17 protein-coding genes are annotated in these 20,974 nt (G+C 70.3%); 5 read left to right on the top strand and 12 right to left on the bottom strand.

Annotation, left to right across the window (positions count from 1 at the left end; translation table 11 throughout):
• Window positions 1-9: 9 nt before the first annotated feature.
• From JHB91_RS00085 to JHB91_RS00075, 3 genes are read right to left on the bottom strand one after another with little or no spacing between them, the layout of a single operon-like run.
• The gene (locus JHB91_RS00085) at window positions 10-786 is read right to left on the bottom strand and encodes an anti-sigma factor antagonist (RefSeq protein WP_199470739.1); all 777 of its coding nucleotides are present in this window, start codon (window positions 784-786) and stop codon (window positions 10-12) included.
• A 23-nt stretch (window positions 787-809) separates the two neighbouring features.
• Window positions 810-1,184 carry a response regulator gene (locus JHB91_RS00080; RefSeq protein WP_199470738.1) on the bottom strand — a complete coding sequence of 125 codons (375 nt, stop codon included), beginning with the start codon at window positions 1,182-1,184 and terminating at the stop codon, window positions 810-812.
• Complete coding sequence (locus JHB91_RS00075) at window positions 1,181-3,415, bottom strand: response regulator (protein WP_199470737.1); 2,235 nt, start codon at window positions 3,413-3,415, stop codon at window positions 1,181-1,183. The genes JHB91_RS00080 and JHB91_RS00075 overlap by 4 nt, the downstream gene beginning before the upstream one ends.
• Window positions 3,416-3,604: 189 nt before the next feature.
• On the opposite strand from JHB91_RS00075, the gene JHB91_RS00070 reads away from it, so the two are divergent.
• The 3 genes from JHB91_RS00070 to lpxH are packed head-to-tail and all read left to right on the top strand — an operon-like array spanning window position 3,605 to window position 7,538.
• The gene (locus JHB91_RS00070) at window positions 3,605-6,205 is read left to right on the top strand and encodes a serine/threonine-protein kinase (RefSeq protein ID WP_199470736.1); all 2,601 of its coding nucleotides are present in this window, start codon (window positions 3,605-3,607) and stop codon (window positions 6,203-6,205) included.
• Window positions 6,202-6,774: an ECF-type sigma factor gene (locus JHB91_RS00065; RefSeq protein ID WP_199470735.1), complete on the top strand. Its 573-nt coding sequence runs from the start codon at window positions 6,202-6,204 to the stop codon at window positions 6,772-6,774. The genes JHB91_RS00070 and JHB91_RS00065 overlap by 4 nt, the downstream gene beginning before the upstream one ends.
• A 26-nt stretch (window positions 6,775-6,800) precedes the next feature.
• Window positions 6,801-7,538 carry a UDP-2,3-diacylglucosamine diphosphatase gene (gene lpxH / locus JHB91_RS00060; RefSeq protein ID WP_199470734.1) on the top strand — a complete coding sequence of 246 codons (738 nt, stop codon included), beginning with the start codon at window positions 6,801-6,803 and terminating at the stop codon, window positions 7,536-7,538.
• Window positions 7,539-7,556: 18 nt separating this feature from the next.
• Here lpxH and JHB91_RS00055 read toward each other — a convergent pair whose 3' ends face one another.
• The 7 genes from JHB91_RS00055 to JHB91_RS00025 all read right to left on the bottom strand — a co-directional run bounded on the left by JHB91_RS00055 (window position 7,557) and on the right by JHB91_RS00025 (window position 17,393).
• Entirely contained in the window at window positions 7,557-8,369 is an 813-nt protein-coding gene (locus JHB91_RS00055) for a ferritin-like domain-containing protein (RefSeq protein ID WP_199472595.1), read from the bottom strand.
• Window positions 8,366-9,838 (bottom strand): amidophosphoribosyltransferase, encoded by a 1,473-nt coding sequence (gene purF / locus JHB91_RS00050; protein WP_199373162.1) that lies wholly within the window; start codon window positions 9,836-9,838, stop codon window positions 8,366-8,368. The genes JHB91_RS00055 and purF overlap by 4 nt, the downstream gene beginning before the upstream one ends.
• Window positions 9,839-9,902: 64 nt before the next feature.
• Window positions 9,903-11,021 carry an SPOR domain-containing protein gene (locus tag JHB91_RS00045; protein WP_199470733.1) on the bottom strand — a complete coding sequence of 373 codons (1,119 nt, stop codon included), beginning with the start codon at window positions 11,019-11,021 and terminating at the stop codon, window positions 9,903-9,905.
• A 31-nt stretch (window positions 11,022-11,052) separates the two neighbouring features.
• On the bottom strand, window positions 11,053-12,363 hold the full coding sequence (gene folC / locus JHB91_RS00040; protein ID WP_199470732.1) for a bifunctional tetrahydrofolate synthase/dihydrofolate synthase: 1,311 nt from the start codon (window positions 12,361-12,363) through the stop codon (window positions 11,053-11,055).
• 10 nt (window positions 12,364-12,373) lie between these two features.
• A complete protein-coding gene (locus JHB91_RS00035) occupies window positions 12,374-13,018 on the bottom strand; it encodes a histidine phosphatase family protein (RefSeq protein WP_199470731.1) in 645 nt (214 codons plus the stop codon).
• Complete coding sequence (locus JHB91_RS00030) at window positions 13,015-15,105, bottom strand: S46 family peptidase (RefSeq protein ID WP_233398550.1); 2,091 nt, start codon at window positions 15,103-15,105, stop codon at window positions 13,015-13,017. Before JHB91_RS00030 ends, JHB91_RS00035 begins: the two co-directional genes overlap by 4 nt.
• A gap of 194 nt (window positions 15,106-15,299) precedes the next feature.
• Window positions 15,300-17,393 carry a S46 family peptidase gene (locus JHB91_RS00025; RefSeq protein WP_199472594.1) on the bottom strand — a complete coding sequence of 698 codons (2,094 nt, stop codon included), beginning with the start codon at window positions 17,391-17,393 and terminating at the stop codon, window positions 15,300-15,302.
• A 227-nt stretch (window positions 17,394-17,620) separates the two neighbouring features.
• Between JHB91_RS00025 and tdh the strand changes: the two genes are divergently transcribed.
• Together tdh and kbl are read left to right on the top strand one after the other, a co-directional pair.
• Window positions 17,621-18,655, top strand: coding sequence for an L-threonine 3-dehydrogenase (gene tdh / locus JHB91_RS00020; RefSeq protein WP_199373272.1), 1,035 nt, complete (start codon window positions 17,621-17,623; stop codon window positions 18,653-18,655).
• Window positions 18,656-18,700: 45 nt separating this feature from the next.
• Entirely contained in the window at window positions 18,701-19,903 is a 1,203-nt protein-coding gene (gene kbl, locus JHB91_RS00015) for a glycine C-acetyltransferase (protein WP_199470729.1), read from the top strand.
• Window positions 19,904-19,991: 88 nt separating this feature from the next.
• On the opposite strand, the gene JHB91_RS00010 is transcribed toward kbl, so the two are convergent.
• On the bottom strand, window positions 19,992-20,573 hold the full coding sequence (locus JHB91_RS00010; protein WP_199470728.1) for a hypothetical protein: 582 nt from the start codon (window positions 20,571-20,573) through the stop codon (window positions 19,992-19,994).
• A gap of 98 nt (window positions 20,574-20,671) precedes the next feature.
• The coding region (locus JHB91_RS00005; RefSeq protein ID WP_199470727.1) for an OmpA family protein at window positions 20,672-20,974 on the bottom strand (303 nt) is incomplete at its 5' end.

Raw genomic sequence — 20,974 nt, 5'->3', positions numbered from 1 at the left:
CCCTGGGCCTCAGCCCGCGTAGCTGTCGATGGCGCTGGCGACGTTGTCGTAGCACTTCATGATGGTGGTGAAGCCGCTCAGCTCGAGCACCTTCAGAACGGGCGGATTGATGCTGGCCAGGCGCAGGTCGCCGCCGCCCTGGCGGGCCTGCTTCACCGTGGCCAGCAGCGCGCGCAATCCGGCGCTGCTGGTGTAAAGGACGCCCGCGAGGTCAGCCACCAGCCGCGTCTGGCCGGCATCGACAAAGCCCTGCAGGGTCCCCAGCAGGTGGTCGGCGGTCAGGCCGTCCACGCTGCCGGAGATGACGACGACCGCGGCGTGTTCGCCGGGCTGGAGTTCGATGTTCATGTGCGTGTGATCCTTTCTCTGTGCCGGTAAATCCGATGGATCCGGTGCGACGTGCTTGACCAGTCGATAGACGTTGCCGCGCTCCGCGGCGCGCTCCCATCCGACCTCGTCGATGACATGGCGCACCAGGTGCCAGCCCAGCCCGCCGACACTGCGTTCGGTGGCGTCGGATGCGAGATCCGGTACCGGCGCCATGGCCGGATCGAACGCCGGCGCCTCGTCCGCGATCAGCACCGTGATCCGTCCGGGTGCGCGGCTGACACGGATCTCGACCGGGCCCGCGTGGCCGCGGTAGCCATGCTTGAAGATGTTGGCGAACACTTCTTCGGTCGCCAGCCGCAGGTCGGCCCGCACATCGGCATCGACGCCGGCACAGGCGGTGTCCAGGAACGCCGCCAGCGGCGCGAGGTCCTGCAGCCGCTGCGCCCGGAATGCCATGCGTCCTCCTGCATCAACGACGTTCATCGCGGCACGTCGTCCCACAGCAAGGCACCGGCCTTGACCAGCAGCCGGTCGATGTCGACGGGCTTGGTGTCGAAGTCGTCGCAGCCGGCCTCCAGCGCGCGCATGCGGTCGTCGGCCATGGCATGCGCGGTGAGCGCGATGATCGGGATCGACGCCGTCCGCGCATCCGCCTTGAGCCGGCGGGTCGCTTCCCAGCCGTCCATCACCGGCAGGCCCATGTCCATCAGGATCAGGTCGGGCACCTCACGCAGCGCGACCTCCAGCGCCACGCAGCCGTCTTCGGCGATGACCACCTCGTAGCCGCGCCGCACCAGCCGCCGCGACAGCATGTCGCGGTTCATCTCGTTGTCCTCGACCAGCAGGATCCTCATGACGGCAGCGCCTCGCCGACCGGCACGTCGACCACGTGGTCCATGCCCTGCATCACGCGCCGCACCTCGTCTTCCAGCTCGCGGCCGCGGTAGCCGCCCTTGGCGATGACCCTGGACACGCGGCTCGACAACCCGCGCTCCTCGTCGCGCGACAGTTCCTTGGCGGTGAGCACGATGATCGGGACGGATGCCGCGCCGAGCTCGCCGCGCAGGGCATCGAGGAATGCGAAGCCATCCATCGCCGGCATCATCAGGTCCAGCAGGATCATGGCCGGGGCCAGGCTGCCGACGCAGGCCAGCCCTTCGGCGCCGTTCGCGGCCTCCACGACGCGCCACCCCTGGCGTTCCATCTGCCGCCGCAACATGCTGCGCGTGGTCGCGTCGTCGTCGATCACCAGTATGGGGCGCGGAATGCCGGACGGCAGGTGCCGCGCAACCGCCTGCACCAGGCTGTCCTGCTGCACCGGCTTGACCAGGTAATCGGCGGCCCCGATCGCCTGGCCCAGTGCCTGCTGTTCGGTCACCGAAATCATGACCACCGGGATCGACGCGAGCCGGGGGTCGGTCTTCAACGCGGTCAGCACGCTCCAGCCGTCGGCGCCCGGCATCAGCACGTCCAGCAGGATCAGCTTGGGCGCGCGCTCGCGCGCCATGCGCAGCCCGTCAGCACCGTTGCTCGCGAACTCCACCCGCAGGCCCTGCCGCAGCAGCATCCGGCCGATGACGTCCGCGCCGGCGGCGTCGTCGTCGATCACCAGCACGGTGCGCGCCTCGGCCGCGGCCTGTTCGGTGGCCTGCTCTTCCGGCGTGGCGGCGGGGTGCAGCTGTTCGGCGTCGACGGATTCCGCGGGCAGGCGGATGGTGAACGTGGTGCCGGCGCCAAGCGCGCTGCGCATGCCCACTTCGCCCCCGAGCATCTCGGCGAAGCGCCGCGTCAACACCAGCCCCAGGCCGGTTCCGCCGTACTTGCGCGTGGTCGACACGTCGGCCTGCGAGAACGGCTGGAACAGGCCGCGCTGCTGCTCCGGGGACATGCCGATGCCGGTGTCCTCGACCTCGAACACCAGCCAGTCGCCGGAGGCTCCGGTCTTGCGGCGCGCGCGCAGGCGGATGGCGCCGTTTTCGGTGAACTTGGCGGCGTTGCCGATCAGGTTGAACAGGAGCTGCCGCAGCTTGGTGACGTCGGTGCGCATCGTCCCCAGCTCGCCCGCCTCGATCGCGAACCGGTTGCCCTTCTTGTCCACCAGCGGGCGCATCGTGGTGACCACGTCGTCGAGCAGCGCGCGTACCTCGACGTCTTCCAGGTCGATCTGCATCTTGCCGGCCTCGATCTTCGACAGGTCCAGCACGTCGTTGATCAGGCGCAGCAGGTGCTTGCCGGCCTTGTGGATCTTGCGCAGGTCCGATACCAGGTGCTCGCCCCCGGACTCTTCCGCTTCCTCCACCAGCAGCTCGCTGTAACCGATGATCGCGTTCAGCGGTGTGCGCAGCTCATGGCTCATGTTGGCCAGGAACAGGCTCTTGGAACGGTTGGCGGCGTCCGCTTCCTCCTTGGCCTGGGCCAGCTGCGCGCTCTTTTCCTCGATCTTGAGGTTCTGCTCCTGCAGCAGCCGGCGGCTGCGCACGAAGCGCTTGCTCTGCTGGTGGGTGAACAGCGCGAAGACCGCGGCGATAAGAAAAATGCCGATGATGCTGGCCACGGTCGGCAGCACCGTGGACGCGAAGTCGACCTGGTACCCGGTGAACCAGCCGCAGGCGATGACCCCCACGGCGATGCCCTGCAGGCCGCGGCCGGCGAGGGGCGCGCCACCCACGCCCATGTTGCCCAGGCTCATGCCCATCAACATCATGACGCTGGGCCACGGGCTGAAATGCATGCCCGCGAGCAGCACTCCCACCATCACGCCATCCACCAGCAGGTTGGCGTGCTCGGCGCGCTTGGAATCGCGACTCCGCCGCGCGTGCAGGTAGGCCAACTGCGGCCATATGACGCCCCAGAACAGCAACAGCGCGACCACCAGTGCGCTGTCGCGCCCGCTGGCGTGGAAGACGGAGTAGATGACCGCCGACAGCAGCGGCATGCACGACATCCGTGAGACGTAGTCGAGCCTCACGATCGGGTGCAGGCCGGGACGTGGCCTCGCCGCCCGCACACGCGGCTGGCGCACGAAATACGGCAGCAGCGGGGCTACGCTGCCGCGCGGGGTGTCGATGGTATGCGAGGTGATCATGCGTGCGGCCCAAGGTCCGGTGGGCGGGCGTTTGCTGCCCGTTTCCCATGACTGCGCAGGACGGCGACGGATTTGATCACCGCCTTCGCTTGACCGGTTTCAGCCGGCTTGCACGTTTGCCATGCATGTCCCGGCGCGGGGAACCGCCATGCCGGCGCGACATCCGTCCGGCACGGCAGGGGAACCCCGATGCAAGACCGCTATCTGCAGGCCAAGGCGCTTGCCATGGAAGCGCTGGAACTTGCGCCGGACGCGCGCGATGCCTGGCTCGCGCAACGCTGTGCGGACGATGCCGGGCTGCGTGCGGAAGTCGACTGGCTGATCGCCTCCGCCCGCACCGGCCCGGACGATCCACTCGCCCCGGGCTGGTCACAACCGGGTCCTGCGCCGTTGCACGAAGGGACCCGGGTCGATGCCGCGCAGCCGGGCCAGTACCGCGTGCTGCGCCTGCTCGGCGAAGGCGGCATGGGCGTGGTCTACCTGGCCGAACGCGACGATGGCGATGCCCACCAGCTGGTCGCGCTCAAGCTGCTGGCCAGCGCCGGCCCGCATGGCGCGCGGCTGGCGCAGCGCATGGCCGAAGAGCGCCGCATCCTCGCCACGCTGCAGCACCCCAACATCGCCCACCTGCTGGACGGCGGCAGCACCGGCGATGGCCAGCCCTTCATCGCCATGGAATACGTGGAGGGCGAGCGCATCGATCGCTGGTGCCAGGTCCGCGCTCTGCCCCTGCGCGAGCGCGTGGCGCTGTTCCTCAAAGTCTGTTCCGCGGTGGAGCACGCGCACCAGCGCCTGGTGATCCATCGCGACCTGAAGCCCGCCAACATCCTCGTCACCGCGGAGGGCGAGCCCAAGCTGCTCGATTTCGGCATCGCACGCCTGGTCGAGGAGAACGCGCCGGCCGACCCGACCGGCACCGCGCATCGCGCCCTCACCCTCGCCTATGCCAGCCCCGAGCACGTTGCCGGCAAGCGCCTGACCACCGCCACCGATGTCTGGTCGCTGGGCATCGTGCTGTACGAACTGCTGGCCGGCACGCGCCCGCACCAGGCCATGGAGTCGGGCCACCTGCTGCCCGATGCCATCGTCTCCGGCGAGATCCGCCCGCCCAGCAACGCGCCGCACACCGGCAATCGCGACGCCGACCGTGACGCGCGCACGATCAGCCACGCGGTCGGCAGGATCCCCGCCGACATCGACGCGATCGTGCTCAAGGCGCTGCGCCACGCGCCCGAGCAGCGCTATCCCTCGGTCGCCGCATTGTCCGAGGACCTGCGCCGGTTCCTGGATTCGCGCCCGGTGTCGGCGCGGCGCGGGCATGCGCTGTACCGGCTGCGGAGGTTCGCCTGGCGCCGGCGCTGGCCGCTGGTCGCGGGCATGGTGCTGCTGGTGGTCGGCACCGGCTTCGTATTCGAGCGCGAACGCCAGCTGCAACAGGTGACCGCAGAACGCGGCAAGGCGCAGGCACTGGCCGGCTTCATGACCGAGCTGTTCGCCAATGCCGATCCCTCGCGCTCGCGCGGTGAACAGATCACCGTGCGCGAGGTGCTGGACCGCGGCGCGACCGACCTGCGCGCGCGCACCGACCTGCCGCCCGACGTCCGCGCCGACCTGCTCATGGCCATGGCCGAAGCCAACCACGGCCTGGCGCTGGATTCCGCCGCGGAGCCGCTGTTCCAGGAGGCACTGGAGCTCAAGCGCCTGACGGGCACGCCCCTGGAACTGTCGCGCCTGCAGATGAAGCTGGCGCACGTCTATGCGCAGCAGGGACGCAACGCCGACGCCATCCGCATCCATCGCGAGGCGCAGGCGGGGCTTTTGCAGGACGATCCCGAGGAATTCCTCGAACGTGTCCGCCACCGCGTGCGCGAGCTGCGCAACGAGGGACTCGCCAGCACCCGTCCCGCCGCCGACATGGCAGTGGATCTCGAAGAGGTGCTGGCCACGCTCGGCGAACCGAGCGACGAGACCCGGGCGCTGATCCGTTCCGATGCGCTGACCGCGCTGGCGGACGCGCGCCAGCACACGCGCGAACTCGACCTGTCGCTTGCCGCCCACGAAGAGGCCGTCGCGCTGCTTGAACGCCATTCGAAGGATGCGCCCGTCGTGCTGCTGACCGCGCGCGCCAACCAGGCCGCACTCATGCTCGACGTGGACCTTGAGCGCGGCATCCGCATGTTCGAAGCACTCGATGCCGACTACGTCAGGCTGATCGGCGAGAACACGCTGTCGCGCGCCGTCAACCTCAACCAGCTCTCGGTCGGCTATTCGCGCGCCAACCGCGATGACGATGCCGCCAGGGCCAGTGGCCTGGCGGTGGCCGTGGCACGCAAGACGACGAGCGCCGACAACCGCCTGTACCTGCAGCTTGCCGTCGGGCATGCGATCGGGCTGCGCAGCCTGGGACGCCTCGACGAATCGGCGACGCTGCTGCGCGAGGTGCTGCCCGGGCTTCGCAGCCGATCCGCCCCCGGCGTGGACGCGGTCAACCTGGCCTACGCGCTGGCGGCCCTGGCCCGTGTGCTGGTGGACCAGGGCCAGGATCCGGCACAGGCCCGCGACCTTGCCGTTGAAGCCGAGGCCGTGCTGTTGCCGCATGCCGGCGACTATCTGGTGGTCTACGACGGCGTGATCGATCCGCTCGCGCGCGCGCTCACCATGCTCGGCGCGCACGGGCAGGCCAGTGCGGCCATGGCGCGCTACGCGGCCTTGCTGGACGCGCATGGCGAGCCCGCCAAATCGCCCTGGCGCGAGAGCCTGGCGGACCTGCGCAAGACGCTCGGGCAATGAGCGCGCAAGCAGCCCAGGGCGACGTGACGCGCCTGCTGCAGGCCGCCGCCGACGGCGAACCCGCGGCGATGGACCAGGTGGTGCACGGGCTGTACCAGGCCCTGCACCAGCTGGCGGCCGCGCAGCTGGGACACGAGCGCCACGACCCCATGCTCAGCGCCACCGTGCTGATCAACGAGGCCTGGCTGAAGCTGTTCGCAGGCGCGCCACTGCCACCGCTGGAGAACCGCGGCCACCTCCTGGGCCTGGCCGCGCACGCGATGCGCCAGGTGCTGATCGACCACGCCCGCCGCCGCCTCTCGGCCAAGCGCCCGCAGGACGGCGATCGCATGCAACTCACCGAGATCGCCGAGAACCTCGGCGACGAGGTCGAACCCGATGCGCTGGAGGACGCGCTCAACCGCCTGGCCACGCTCGACCAACGCCAGGCGCGGATCGTCGACATGCGCTTCTTCGCCGGCCTAACCGGCGAACAGATCGCCGCCGCCACCGGCCTCTCCACCGCCACCGTGCAGCGCGAATGGCGCATGGCCCGCGCCTGGCTGCGCCGCGAGCTCGAAGTGGACTGACGCCGCGGCGCTCTACAATCGGCCGCATGGCCACCCTCTTCGTCTCCGACCTGCACCTCGATCCGGCGCGCCCGGACATCACCCGCCTGTTCGGCGCGTTCCTCGACGGCGAAGCGCGCGGCGCCGACGCGCTCTACATCCTCGGCGACCTGTTCGAAGCCTGGGTGGGCGATGACGACCCGTCGGAGACCGGCGCGTTCGTGGCGGAGCGCCTCGCCGCGCTCGCCGCGTCCGGCGTCCCGGTGCATTTCATGCACGGCAACCGCGACTTCCTGCTCGGCGCCGCCTACGCGCAACGCGCCGGCATGCTTCTGCTGGACGATCCGACCGTCATCGACCTGCATGGCCGGCGCGCATTGCTGATGCACGGCGACACCCTGTGCACCGACGACATCGCCTACCAGCAGTTCCGCGCCCAGACCCGCGACCCGGCGTGGCAGGCGCAGTTCCTCGCGCAGCCGCTGGCGGCGAGGCTCGCCTTCGCACGCCAGGCGCGCGCCGCCAGCCAGGCGCGCCAGGGCGAACTGCGCGACGCCGGCACCATGGAAACCATCACCGACGTCGCACCCGAAGCCGTCGCCGCCGCGTTCCGCGGGCATGGCGTGGACCTGCTGATCCACGGCCATACACACCGCCCCGCCGTGCACGGTCTTGATGTCGAGGGCCGCGCCTGCAGCCGCGTGGTCCTCGGCGACTGGTACGAGCAGGGATCGGTGCTGCGCGTGGACGCCGATGGCATGCGCCTGGACAGCCTGCAGGCCTGACCGCACGACCTCCAGCGCTCAGCCGGAAATCTGCACCAGCGCCGCCAGCTCGTCCTCGCTGAAACCCGCCGCACTGCGCGCATCGACGTTGAACGGCCCATGCAGCACCGCGCGCGCGTATTCGGTCAGCAATTCACGGAAGCGCGGCTCCGGATCGATGCCACCGCGCTCGCAACACCAGCGGAACCAGCGGCTGCCGGCGGCCACGTGCGCGATCTCCTCGCGCAGGATCACCTCCAGGATGTCGGCGGTCGCCTGGTCGCCCAGCGCGCGCAGCTTCACGATCATCCCCGGCGTGACGTCCAGCCCGCGCGCCTCGAGCACCCGCGGCACCAGTGCCATGCGCGCCAGCACGTCGTGCGCGGTCTTCTCGGCCATCTCCCACAGCCCGTTGTGCGCGTCGAAATCGCCGTAGTCGAAGCCCATTGCCTGCAGGCGCGCGCGCAGCATCGAGAAGTGCCGCGCCTCGTCGTCGGCCACCATCACCCAGTCGGCGTAGTACTGCGCCGGCATGCCCCGGAAGCGGTAGACCGCATCCCAGCCGAGATCGATGGCGTTGAACTCGATGTGCGCGATCGCGTGGATGAACGCCGCACGCCCTTCGTCGGTGCCGAAGCCGCGGCGCGGAAGCTCGCGCGGATGCACCAGTCGCGGACGCGGCGGGCGGCCGGGCATGGTGATGGGCTGCGGCGGCGGCGCGGCGGCATCGATCGCGAGCCCGCCGCACCGGAACGCGTCGGCGGCCGCGTGCGTCGCGGCCACCTTGTCCTCCGGGGACGCCGCGGCGAGGCAGTCGCGCGCGGCGTCGAACAGCGAGGCGCCCACGCTCAGGCGCCGACGCGGCGCTTCTTCTTCGCCTCGTCGGAGCGCAGCTGGCGCAGGCGCTCGAAATAGCCGGGCTCGATGCCGGTCACGTACTCGCCGCTGAAGCAGGAGCTGTCGAACTTCTTGCCGGGGAACTTGTGCCCGGCCACCGCGACCTCGAGGTCGGCGAGGTCCTGGTAGACCAGCCAGTCGCAGCCCAGCAGTTCCTCGATCTCCTTCTCGCTGCGGCCATTGGCCACCAGTTCCTCCACCGACGGCATGTCGATGCCGTAGATGTTGGGATGGCGCACCGGCGGGGCCGCGGAGGCCAGGTAGACCTTGCGCGCACCGGCGTCGCGCGCCATCTGCACGATCTGTCGCGAGGTGGTGCCGCGCACGATGGAATCGTCTACCAGCAGCACCACCCGGTTGCGGAACTCCAGCGGGATCGGGTTGAGCTTGCGGCGCACGGATTTCGCCCGCTCCACCTGCCCCGGCATGATGAAGGTGCGGCCGACGTAGCGATTCTTGATGAAGCCCTCGCGGTACTTCACGTTGAGCACGTTGGCGAGCTCGAGCGCGGAATCGCGCGAGGTGTCGGGGATCGGGATCACCACGTCAATATCGTGGTCCGGACGCTCGCGCAGGATCTTCTCGCCCAGCGTCACGCCCATGCGCATGCGCGCCTTGTGCACCGAGATGTTCTCGATCATCGAGTCCGGACGCGCGAAATACACGTACTCGAAGATGCACGGCGCATGCTCGGCCGGCTCCGCGCACTGCCGCTCGTGCAGCTCGCCGCGCGCGGTGATCACGATGCCCTCGCCGGGCGCCACGTCGCGCAGGCGCTCGAAGCCGAGGATGTCGAGCGCCACGGATTCCGAGGCCACGCAGTATTCGGTGCCCTCCGCCGTCTCGCGCTTGCCGAGCACCAGCGGGCGGATGCCGTTGCGGTCGCGGAACGCCACCAGGCCCAGGCCGAGCACCACCGCCACCACCGAAAACCCGCCCTTGGCGCGGCGCATCACGCCTTCAACGGCGGCGAACGCGGTCTCCGGCGACAGCGCGCGGCTGCGGTCAAGCTCGTGCGCGAACACGTTGAGCAGGACCTCGGAATCGGATTGGGTGTTGACGTTGCGGCGGTCGGTCTCGAACACCTCGCGGCGCAGCGCGTCGGTGTTGACCAGGTTGCCGTTGTGCGCCAGCGCGATGCCGAACGGCGAGTTGACGTAGAACGGCTGCGCCTCATCGCTGCCTTCCGAACCCGCCGTCGGATAGCGGCAGTGGCCGATGCCCACGCGGCCATCCAGCAGCGCCATGGCCCGCGCGTCGAAGACATCGCGCACCAGGCCGTTGCCCTTGTGCACGCGCAGCTGCGTGCCGACCGCGGTGGCGATACCCGCCGCGTCCTGGCCGCGGTGCTGGAGCACGGTCAGCCCGTCGTACAGCGCGGGCGCGACTTCAGTGGTGCCAACGATGCCGACGATGCCGCACATGGGGTCCTGCCAGGGTCTGGAATGGAGCGATGGAAAGGATCAGCCGGTCGGTCGACCGGCGGTGTCAGGGATGCGCGCGGACGAGTCCGTCGATGCCCTGCGAAGACTTGATGCGCGCCTTGAGCTGTTCGGCTTCGGCGCGGGTCAGCACCGGGCCGGCCTTGACGCGGGTGAGCGCGCCCTTGTCGGTCTGCACGGTGTCGGTGAACGCACCGATGCCGGCCGCGCGCAGACGGTCGCGCAGCGCCTGCGCGTCCGCCGCGTTGCCGAACGCGCCGAGCTGCACGGCGAAACCGGTGCCGGCGGCGGCGGGTGGCGTGGCGGCGGCCGGCGCGGACGACGCGACCGTAGCGGACGGCGTATTGGCTGGCGGCTTCACGCTCGCGGTGGTCGTGGCCGCCGGCCTTGCCGGCGTCGCGGCGGTCGGGCGGGCGTCGAGCGCCACCACCTGCGCCTGCGCACGCGACCCGATGCCGCCGGCGGTGATGCGCGCGGACTCGGCGTCCGCACGCGAGGCGTAGGGACCGATGCGCACGCGCCAGGCGTCGCGGCCGTTGACCGTGGTTTCCTCCACATAACCCGGCAGGCTGGCCTTGCGCAGTCGGTCGACAACCGCACCGGCATCGACACGCGTGGCGTACGCGCCGAAGCTGACGACGTAGTCACCGCCCGCGATGGCGGCCGGCAGGCGCTGCGCGGGCGCGGTGGCGACCGGCTTGGATGCTTCCACCGGCTTGGGCGTCGCTGCAGCGGGAGTCCCGGCCGGCGGAACAGCCGCGGTCGGCGATGCGGGCGCCGCGGCAACGGGTGCTGCGGCCGCAGGCGCGTGATCGGGCGGCAGCGGCGTCGCGACCACGCCGTCTTCCTCGACCAGGGGCTGCGCGCTGGACAGGTCCGCGGCGTCGTCGGACGGCATGTCCGCAGGCGTTGGCGCAGTGGCGGTGTCGACCGTCGCAAGGCTGCCGTCATCGGCAAGGAGGCCGGCGCTGCTGGTGGCATTGGGCACCACCAGCGGCAGGTCACGGGTTTCGTACTCGCCGCCTGGCGCCGACGGCACCTGCAGTGACAGGTCGGACACGCCGCTGTCCGGGGCTGGGCCCTGGACAAGCATCGGCAGGAAGATCACCGCAAGCGCGATCAGCACCGCGGCGCCGATCAGGCGCTGTTTCAGTCCGGATTCCATATGCGCTCGGGGCGGCAAGGGGGCCGGCGAATTATACGCCGCCACTCGCATGGGCTTCTGAACCCGTGCCGGCCAACCATGCCAGCGCGGCGGCGGCGACATGGAACGAGCCGAACGCGAGCACGCGATCGGCGGGGGCGGCCTGTGCGATTGCGACAGACAATGCGGCGGCGACATCGCCATGGCGCCTGCCGGCGGCGGCCGCGGTGCCGACCAGGCGCGCGGCGAGCGCGTCGGCATCGCCACCGCGCGGGCCGGCATCGGCAAGTCCGGCGAGGTGCCAGGCATCGACCTGCGACGCCAGCGCGTCCACCACGCCGGCGGCGTCCTTGTCGGCGAGCGCGCCGTAAACCGCGTGCGTCCGCCCGCCCTGCCCGGCCTGCGTGCGCAGCCACTCGCCCAGCGCGCGCGCCGCCTGCGGGTTGTGGCCGACATCCACCAGCACCGTGACGCCGCCGCGCTCGAAGCGCTGCAGGCGTCCCGGGATATCAGCCGCGGCCACGCCACGGGCCCAGGCGTCGTCGTCAATCGCCACGTCCAGCGCGCGCAGCGCCGCGATCGCGGTCGCGGCATTGCGCAGTTGCGTCGGCGCCGCCAGCCGGGGCATGGGCAGCGCGAGCTCGAAGCCGGGTTCGCGCCACCACCAGCCGGGGCTGGCGTCGTCGTGCAGGCCGAAGCGGAAGTCGCTGCCGCCGCGGATCGCCGACGCGCCGATGGCGTAGGCATGGCCGAGCACGCTCGACGGCGGATCGTCCTCGCCCAGCACCAGCGGTTTCCAGGCGCGCGCGATGCCCACCTTTTCGCGCCCGATCGCCTCGCGGTCGGCACCCAGCCAGTCCTGGTGGTCGAGATCGACGGTGGTGACCACGGCGACGTCGGGATCGACGATGTTGACCGCGTCGAGCCGACCGCCAAGCCCGACTTCGAGCACCGCGAGGTCCAGGCCGGCGCGCTCGAACAGCCAAAGCGCGGCCAGCGTGCCGTACTCGAAATAGGTCAGCGTGGTGTCGTGGCGCGCAGCCTCGACTGCCTCGAAGGCCCGCACCAGCGCGGCATCGCCGGCATCGGCGCCGTCGATGCGCACGCGTTCGTTGTAGGCGAGCAGGTGCGGCGACGTGTAGGCGCCGACGCGCAGGCCGCTGGCGCGCGCGATGGCCTCGATGAACGCCACCGTCGAGCCCTTGCCGTTGCTGCCCGCGACGGTGACGACGTGCGTGGCCGGGCGCGCCAGCGGCATGCGTGCGGCGACCGCGCGCACGCGGTCGAGGCCCATGTCGACGGCATGCGGGTGCTGGCCCTCGATATGCCGGAGCCAGTCGCCGAGGCTGCGCATGACGGTCATCGCGTCGCGCTCAGAGTGCGCGGTGCACCGCTTCGCCGAACAGCAGCGTGTGGTGCGCGCAGTCGTTCATGCGCACCACGTCGAGATGCTCGACGTCGGGGCCTTCGAGCAGGTTGAGCGTGGCCGGCGCCTGGCGGAACGTCCACAGCCGGAACAGCGGCAGGCCGAGCACGCGGCACAACAGGACGCGGTTCACCGCGTCGTGCGACACCACCAGCAGCGTGTCCTCCGGGCCGAGGCCCTCGCAGGCATTCGCCAGCGCCGGCCAGGCGCGGGCGAGCACCTGCTTGAGCGACTCGCCGCCCGGCATCAGCACCTTGTCGGGCGTGTCGCGCCAGGCCGCGAGGCGCTCTGGATCGGACTCGCGGATCTCGCTGGCGAGCTTGCCTTCCCAGCTGCCGTGGGCGATCTCCATCAGGCCGTTGTCGACCTCCAGCATGTCCGCGCGCGCGTCGCCCAGGGCGAGGCGCGCGGTGTCGTAGGCGCGTCCCAACGGCGACGCCACGGCGCGCGCGATGCGCACGTCGTGCAGGCGCTCGCCGAGGCGCAGCGCCTGCTTCGCGCCGGCGTCCGACAGCGGAATGTCTTCCTGGCCCTGGTAGCGGCCTTCGCGGTTCCAGGCGGTTTCGCCGTGGCGGGCGAGCAGGATCCTCACGGTTTGGGCGTCAGGCCGAGCTCCGCCAGCACGCGCGGCGCCGGATAGACCTCCTGCATGACCCATCGCATGTAGCGCTGGTCCACCGAGATCATCCGCGTCATCACCGGGTCGAACACCCAGTTGGACGCCACCGACTCCCAATTGCCGTCGAACGCCAGGCCCACCAGCTGGCCGCGCGCGTCAAGCACCGGGGAACCGGAGTTGCCGCCGGTGATGTCGAGGTCGGCGAGGAAATTCACCGGGACCGTCTTCAGGCGGCGGTCGGCCAGGCCGCCGTAGCGCTTCTCCGCGATCGCCTCGAGCAGCGCGGGCGGTGCGTCGAAGGGCTCTTCGCCGGTGGCCTTGGCGGCCACCTCTTCGAGCTTCGTGAAGGGCTGCTGCGGCGTGCCGTCGAGCTTGGTGTACGGCTTGACGTTGCCGAAGGTGATGCGCAGCGAGGAGTTGGCGTCGGGGTAGACGAACTCGCCCTTGCTGGCCTTGTAGTCGGCAATCGCCTGCAGGAACACCGGGCGCGCCTGCAGGGCGTCGCCGGCCTGCGTCTTGCGCTCGGCCTCGAGCGCGAGCAGCGTGGGCATGACCGCCACCGCGTAGCGGATCGCGGGATCCTTGCTGCGCTCGAAGGTCTTGCGATCGGCCTTGAGCCAGGTCATCCGCGCATCGGCATTGGTCAGCTCGCTGCGGTTGACGCGGTCCAGCGTGCGCGTGATCGCCTTGGCGTCGGTGCCGCCCAGCCAGGTGTCCAGCGCCTCGATGCGCTGGTCGGCCGGCAGCTTCACGTACGCGTCCAGCCAGTACTGCTGCAAAGCACGATCCATGCTGGTCACGTAGCGGCGATCCATCTGCCGGATGGCGCCCTCCAGCGTCGGCAGGTCACGCTCCTGGTAGCCCTGCTCGCGCTCGGCGTCGGGCTTCTCGCGCTCGATCGCCAGGCGGTAGCTGCGGATGGCCGCCGACAGCAGGCCGGTGCCGTTGAACTGGCCGAACACCAGGTCGCGCTCGCGCGTTGCGTTGCTTGCCGCCTCGAGCTCGACCAGGCGCGCGTGCGCGTCGATGGCCGGCTTGCCGGCCTCGCCCTGTGCGGCCGCCCATGCCAGTACCCCGGCCTCGGCCGCCTGCTTGGTGCCCAGCGCGCCAGTGCGCTCGAAACCGGCCAGCTGGCCGTCGTAGTTCTTGTAGACGTTTTCCCAGCCGCGCATGGTGCTGGCGTACTTCACCTCGATATCCGGATCCGACTCGCCAGCCTTGGCCACCAGCGCCTGCAGCGCCTTGTAGTGGCGGCTGATGGCCGGATACGTCCAGTCCTGGGTGGCCTGGAACTCGCTGGCCAGCGCGTAGCGCGCGGTGCGGCCGGGGTAGCCGGCCACCATCACGAAGTCGCCGGCGCCCAGCGGCTTGTCCGCGAACTTCAGCCAGCGCTTGGGCTGGAACGGCACGTTGTCCTCGGCATAGGCGGCCGGCTTGCCGTCCTTGCCGACGTAGGCGCGGTAGAACGCGAAGTCGCCGGTGTGGCGCGGCCACATCCAGTTGTCGATCTCGCCGCCGTAGGCGCCGATGCTGCCCTGCGGCGCATACACCAGGCGCACGTCGCGGATCTCGATGTTCTTGAACAGGCGGTAGGTGTTGCCGCCGGCAAAGCTGTACAGGCGGCAGCGGTAGCCGGCGTCTGCCTCGCAGGCGGCGACCAGCGACTTTTCGATCGCATCGAGCGCCCTGGTGCGGCCGATGGCGTCCGGCGCGGCGGCGACCGCGGCCTGGACGCGTTCGGTGACGTCCTCGATGGCCTCCAGGGCGTAGATGCGCGAGGTCGGGCCCGCGCTCAGCTCGTCACCGAGGGCCGCGGCGTAGAAGCCGTCGCGCATCAGGTTGTTCTCGGGCGTCGAGTTGAGCTGGATCGCGCCGTAGGCGCAGTGGTGGTTGGTGGCGACCAGGCCCTGCGGGGAAACGAAGCTCGCGGTGCAGCCGCCCAGCGAGACCACCGCGCCCAGCGGGTCACCGGTCAGGTCGGCGAGCTGGTTGGCATTGAGCTTCAGCCCGGCCTTCTTCAGCGGTCCGGCGATCTCCGGCAGTTGCTGCGGCACCCACATGCCCTCGCCCGAATGCACGGGGAAGGCGACTGCGGCCGTGGCGGCTGCGGCGGCGGCCGCGAGGAAGGTCTTGCGCATGGATGGATCCCGGATAGCCAGTGAAGGGAGGAGTTTAGCCTCCCCCGCCGCAGCCTGGACCCTGCCGGTTGGCCCGGTTGACCGCGCCAGAGACGGTTGCCGCCCGGCCAGCCGTCTCAGTTCGCCTGGTCGAGCGGAAGCCCCATCTCGCGCAGGAGCTGCGGCGCCGGGTAGACGCGCGCCATCAGCCAGCGCATGTAGCGCGCATCGACGTGGATCGCGCGCTTGTAGCGCGGATCGAACATCCAGCTGGCGCTCACCGCCTCCCAGTTGCTGTCGAAGTTCAGGCCGATCAGGCGGCCCCTGGCGTCCATCACCGGCGAACCCGAGTTGCCGCCGGTGGTGTCGAGGTTGGTCAGGAAGTTGACGGTCTGCTTGCCCAGCACCGGATCGACCGTGGCGCCGAAATCGCGCCGCGCGATGGCGGCGAGCAGCGGCGCGGGCGCGTCGAACGGCGCGACGCCGGTGTGCTTTTCGACGATGCCGTCCACGGTCGTGAGCGGCGTGTAGTGCACCGCGTCACGCGGCGCCAGCGCGCTGACCTGCCCGTAGCTCACGCGCAGCGTGGAGTTGGCGTCCGGGTACAGCGCCCTGCCCTGCGCTGCGGCGTGCCCGGCCAACGCATGCATGTACGCCGGACGCAGGCGCAGCAGCTCGCCTTCGCGCGCCTTGGCTTCGTCTTCCAGGCGCAGCTCGGCGGTGAGCAGCGTGGCCGCGGCCTGCATCAGCGCATCAGTCGAGGCCTGCACCTCGGCCGGCGGCGCCGCCAGCAGCTGCAGGCGCACGGCTTCGTCACCGAGCGTGGTGCCTGTGTACAGCGCGTCGAGCGCCTTCGCCGCGGCGGCATCGTTGCCACCGAACACCGTATCCACCTCGACGATGCGCTGGTCAGCCGGCAGCGCGTGATAGCGCGCCAGCAGGGTGGCCAGGATGGCCCGCTCCACCGCCGGGTCGTAGCGGCGCTGCGCCTGCTTCAGGGCCGCCTCGACCAGTGCTTCGTCACGCTGCTGGTAGCCGCTCTCGCGCTCGGGGTCGGGCTTGCCGCGCTCCAGCGCCAGGCGCTGCAGCTGCAGCGCCGACTTCAGCAACTGGGTCTGGCCGCGCAGCATGCCGAACAGCTGGTCGCGCTCGCGGGTGGCGCGCGCCTGCGCGATGACCTGCATGGCGGCGTCGATGTCGGCGCGGCTGGCTGCGGCGTCGGGCTGCTGCGACAGCCAGCCGAGTACGGCCGCCTCCTCTGCGCGCCGCACCGCGACCGCGTCGCTGCGCTGCAGGCCGTCCAGCTCACCCTGCGCGCGCTTGAGCGTGTTCTTGATGCCGGCAACGTGCGCGGCGTAGCGCACGGTGGCCTCGGCGCTGCCCCCGCTGGCGCGTTCGATGGTCTCCAGCAGGGCCGCGTTGAGCGCGACCCGCGAAGGAAGCTGCCATTCCACCTGGTCGGCGAACTCGGCGGCGGTGCGGTGTCGGAACGTCCGCCCCGGATAGCCGGCGAGCATCGCGAAATCGCCCTCGGCGATCGGATCGGTGGACACCTCCAGCCAGGCAGCGGGCGTGTACGGCACGTTGTCCGCGGCGAACGGCGCCGGCTTGCCGTCCGGCCCGACGTAGGCGCGGTAGAAGGCGAAATCGCCGCTGTGGCGCGGCCACATGAAATTGTCGATCTCGTCGCCGTAGCTGCCGATCGCGTCCGGCGGCGCGTACGCCAGGCGGATGTCCTTCAGCTCCAGCTGGCGCACCAGGTGGAACTCGCTGCCGCTGTACATGTTGGCCACGCTGCAGCGGTAGCCGGCCTCGGCTTCGCACTCGGCCACCACGGCCTTGCTGGCGGCATCGATCGCGTCGTAGTACGCACGGCCACGCAGGCCGCTGGCGGCACCCAGGATCCGCTCCGTGACCGGCTCGAAGCGGTCGGTGACCAGCACCCGGGCGCCCGGGCCGGCGGACACCTCGTCGGCAGGCGTCGCGGCATTGAAGCCGTTGACGATCAGGTTGTTCTCCGGCGTCGAATTCAGCTGGATGGCGCCGTGCGCACAGTGGTGGTTGGTGACCACCAGCCCGCGCGGCGACACGAAGCTCGCGGTGCAGCCGCCCAGCGACACCACCGCGCTCATCGGATGCCTGCCGAGGTCGGCGAGATCCTTCGGATCGCCCTGGAAACCGGCGGCCTCCATCTGCGCCGCCACCGCGGGCAGCTGCGACGGCATCCACATGCCTTCATCGGCGAGCACGGCGGCGGGAAACAGGGCGGCGGCGAGTGCGACGGGCAGCAGGCGCAGGATCACGGGCATTCCTCGGGGCAGGCATAAAGCCCGCGACCTTAGGCGCTGGCACCGGCCGAGGCAAATCCGGCACACGCGTCGCTGCATGGGCCGGCGCTACAATCGCGCTTTCGATCGCACGCCGCAGGCCCGACATGTCGCAGACCGCACCCGCCGTCATCCCCTCCACCATGAAGGCGCTGGTCAAGCGCGAAGCCGGCAAGGGCATCTGGATGGATGAAGTGCCCGTGCCCGCGCCGGGGCCGAACGAGGTGCTGATCAAGCTCGAGAAGACCGCGATCTGCGGCACCGACCTGCACATCTACCTGTGGGACGAGTGGAGCCAGCGCACCGTCAAGCCGGGACTGGTGATCGGCCACGAGTTCGTCGGCCGCATCGTGCAGATCGGTCCGGGCGTGAACGGCTACACACTGGGCCAGCGGGTCTCGGCCGAAGGCCACATCGTCTGCGGCCACTGCCGCAACTGCCGCGCCGGCAAGCAGCACCTGTGCCCGAACACGGTCGGCATCGGCGTGACCCGCGACGGTGCCTTCGCCGAGTACATCGTCATGCCGGCCACCAACCTGTGGCCCATCCCCGACCAGATCCCCAGCGAGCTGGCCGCGTTCTTCGACCCCTACGGCAACGCCGCGCACTGCGCGCTCGAGTTCGACGTGGTCGGCGAAGACGTGCTGATCACCGGCGCCGGCCCGATCGGGGTGATGGCAGCCGGCATCTGCAAGCACATCGGCGCGCGCAACGTGGTGGTCACCGACGTCAACGACTACCGCCTGAAGCTCGCCGCCGACATGGGCGCCACGCGCGTGGTGAACGTGGCGCAGCAGTCGCTCAAGGAAGTCATGGCCGACCTGCACCTCGAAGGCTTCGACGTGGGCCTGGAGATGAGCGGCAACCCGCGCGCGTTCAACGACATGCTCGACTGCATGTACCACGGCGGCAAGGTCGCCCTGCTCGGCATCCTGCCGCAGGGCGCCGGCATCGACTGGGACCGCATCATCTTCAAGGGTCTTACCGTGCAGGGCATCTACGGCCGGAAGATGTACGAGACCTGGTACAAGATGACGCAGCTGGTGCTGTCGGGGTTCCCGCTGCACAAGGTGCTGAGCCACCAGTTGCCGGTCGACGAGTTCCAGAAGGGCTTCGACCTGATGGAAAGCGGCAAGTCGGGCAAGGTGGTCCTGAGCTGGAACTGACCGCCGGATAGAATGACGGCTGCCTTGCATGCCAGGAGCCGCCCCATGTCCGACACCAGCCTCACCACGCGCTACGCCGACGAACTCGACGCCATCCGCAGCCAGGGGCTGTTCAAGTCCGAGCGCACGATCACCAGCCCGCAGGCGGCCGAGATCACGCTCGCCGACGGGCGCACGGTGCTGAACTTCTGCGCCAACAACTACCTGGGCCTGGCCGACCATCCGGACATCATCGCCGCGGCCAAGGACGCGCTCGACACGCACGGCTTCGGCATGGCGTCGGTGCGCTTCATCTGCGGCACCCAGGACCTGCACAAGCAGCTGGAAGCAACGATCGCCCGCTTCTTCGGCAAGGAGGACACGATCCTCTACGCCGCCTGCTTCGACGCCAACGGCGGACTGTTCGAGCCGCTGCTGGGCGAAGAGGACGCGATCATTTCCGACGCGCTCAACCATGCCTCGATCATCGACGGCGTGCGCCTGTGCAAGGCCAAGCGCTACCGCTACGCCAACTGCGACATGGCGGACCTGGAGACGCAGCTGCAGCAGGCCCGCGCCGATGGCGCGCGCACGATCATGATCACCACCGACGGCGTGTTCTCGATGGACGGCTACATCGCCCCGCTCGACGAGATCACTGCACTGGCAGCGAAGTACGGCGCGCTGGTGCACATCGACGAATGCCACGCCACCGGCTTCCTGGGTGCCACCGGCCGCGGGTCCGCCGAGGTCAAGGGCGTGCTGGACCGGATCGACATCATCACCGGCACGCTGGGCAAGGCGATGGGCGGCGCGCTGGGCGGGTTCACCACCGCGAAGGCCGAGGTCGTGGAAATGCTGCGCCAGCGCTCGCGTCCCTACCTGTTCTCGAACTCGCTGCCGCCGCATGTGGTCGCGGCCGGCATCAAGGCGTTCGACATGCTGGCCGCCGCCGCCGACCTGCGTGAGCGCCTGGTCGAAAACACGCGCTACTTCCGCGAAAAAATGACCGCCGCAGGCTTCGACGTGCGCCCGGGCACGCATCCGATCAGCCCGGTCATGCTCTACGACGCGAAGCTCGCGCAGCGTTTCGCCGAGCGGCTGCTGGAGGAAGGCATCTACGCGATCGGCTTCTTCTTCCCGGTGGTGCCGAAGGACCAGGCGCGGATCCGCACGCAGATTTCCGCGGCGCACACGCGCGCTCACCTCGACCGCGCGATCGACGCCTTCACGCGCATCGGCCGCGAGCTCGGCGTGCTGGCGAGCTGAGCGGGGCTTTCGGGCAACGCGACTTCATCGAAGCGCGTTGCCTGATGGCGCAGCGCGGGCAACCGGCCTGCTGCGCCAGGCGATGCGATCAGCCGGGGGTGGCTTCGCCTTTGGCCGCTTCGGCCGGAGGCGGATCCGACGCCGGCGGGGCCGCGGGGGCCGGCGATCCGTCCGCGGCCGCTGGCGCAGCGCCCGGAAGTGCCGGGGCAGTCGCCGCCACCGGCGCGGGTCCGCTGCCGCGCGCAACGCGCACGCCGCGCGACTTCATCCAGGCATCGAACTCGTCGGCGGTCATGCGCTTGCCGTTCTGGTTCATGTCGAACCGCCACGGCGTGTTGTCGAACTCTGTCTTCGGCTTGTAGGCGCCCGGATCGTCGGGGTTGGCGACGCTGGGGGCCGGCACCGCGATGGCCACGTTGCGGCAGCCCTCGATGCGCTGGCGGAGCAGCACTTCGTCGACGGTCTGCGACTCGTCGTAGGCGTACGACAGCACGCCGCTGTTGCCACCGAGGAGGTACGAGGGCGCGACCAGTTCCTGCGCCAGGGGCGCGAGCACGGTGACGCGCTGCACCGACGCGTTCGCGGCCGGAAGGTTGGCGCAATCGATCGCCGCGTGGGCCATGCCCGGGGCGGCGAGGCCGGCCATCAACAACATTGCTGCACGCTTCATGTGGGGTTTCTCCTGCTGCGCCGCGAAGTGTAGCAGCCCCTGAAAGCGCGAAGCCCGGCACTGGGCCGGGCTTCGCGGGACTACTTGTGCCGACGTCCTCAGTTCTGGACGTTCAGCTCCGTGCGGCGGTTGCGCGCGCGGCCTTCCGGGTTGTCCGAACCGTCGTCGTTGGTGTTCGGCGCGATCGGACGGCTCTCGCCGTAACCGTTCGGGCCCACCAGGCGGCCGGAGTCGATGCCGTTGCTGGTCAGGTAGTCATAGACCGTGGTGGCACGACGCTCCGACAGCGACTGGTTGTACGCGTCGGTGCCCTTCGAGTCGGTGTGGCCAGCCACTTCGACCTTCAGCTGCGGGTAACGCTTCAGGATCTCGATCGCCTCGTTGAGGATCGACACCGCGTC

Origin of the sequence: Luteimonas sp. MC1828 (genome assembly GCF_016461615.1) — a bacterium.
Classification (GTDB): Bacteria; Pseudomonadota; Gammaproteobacteria; order Xanthomonadales; family Xanthomonadaceae; genus Luteimonas.
The sequence above is the reverse complement of the archived record's forward strand: the minus strand, read 5'-3'. Positions and strand labels throughout refer to the sequence as shown.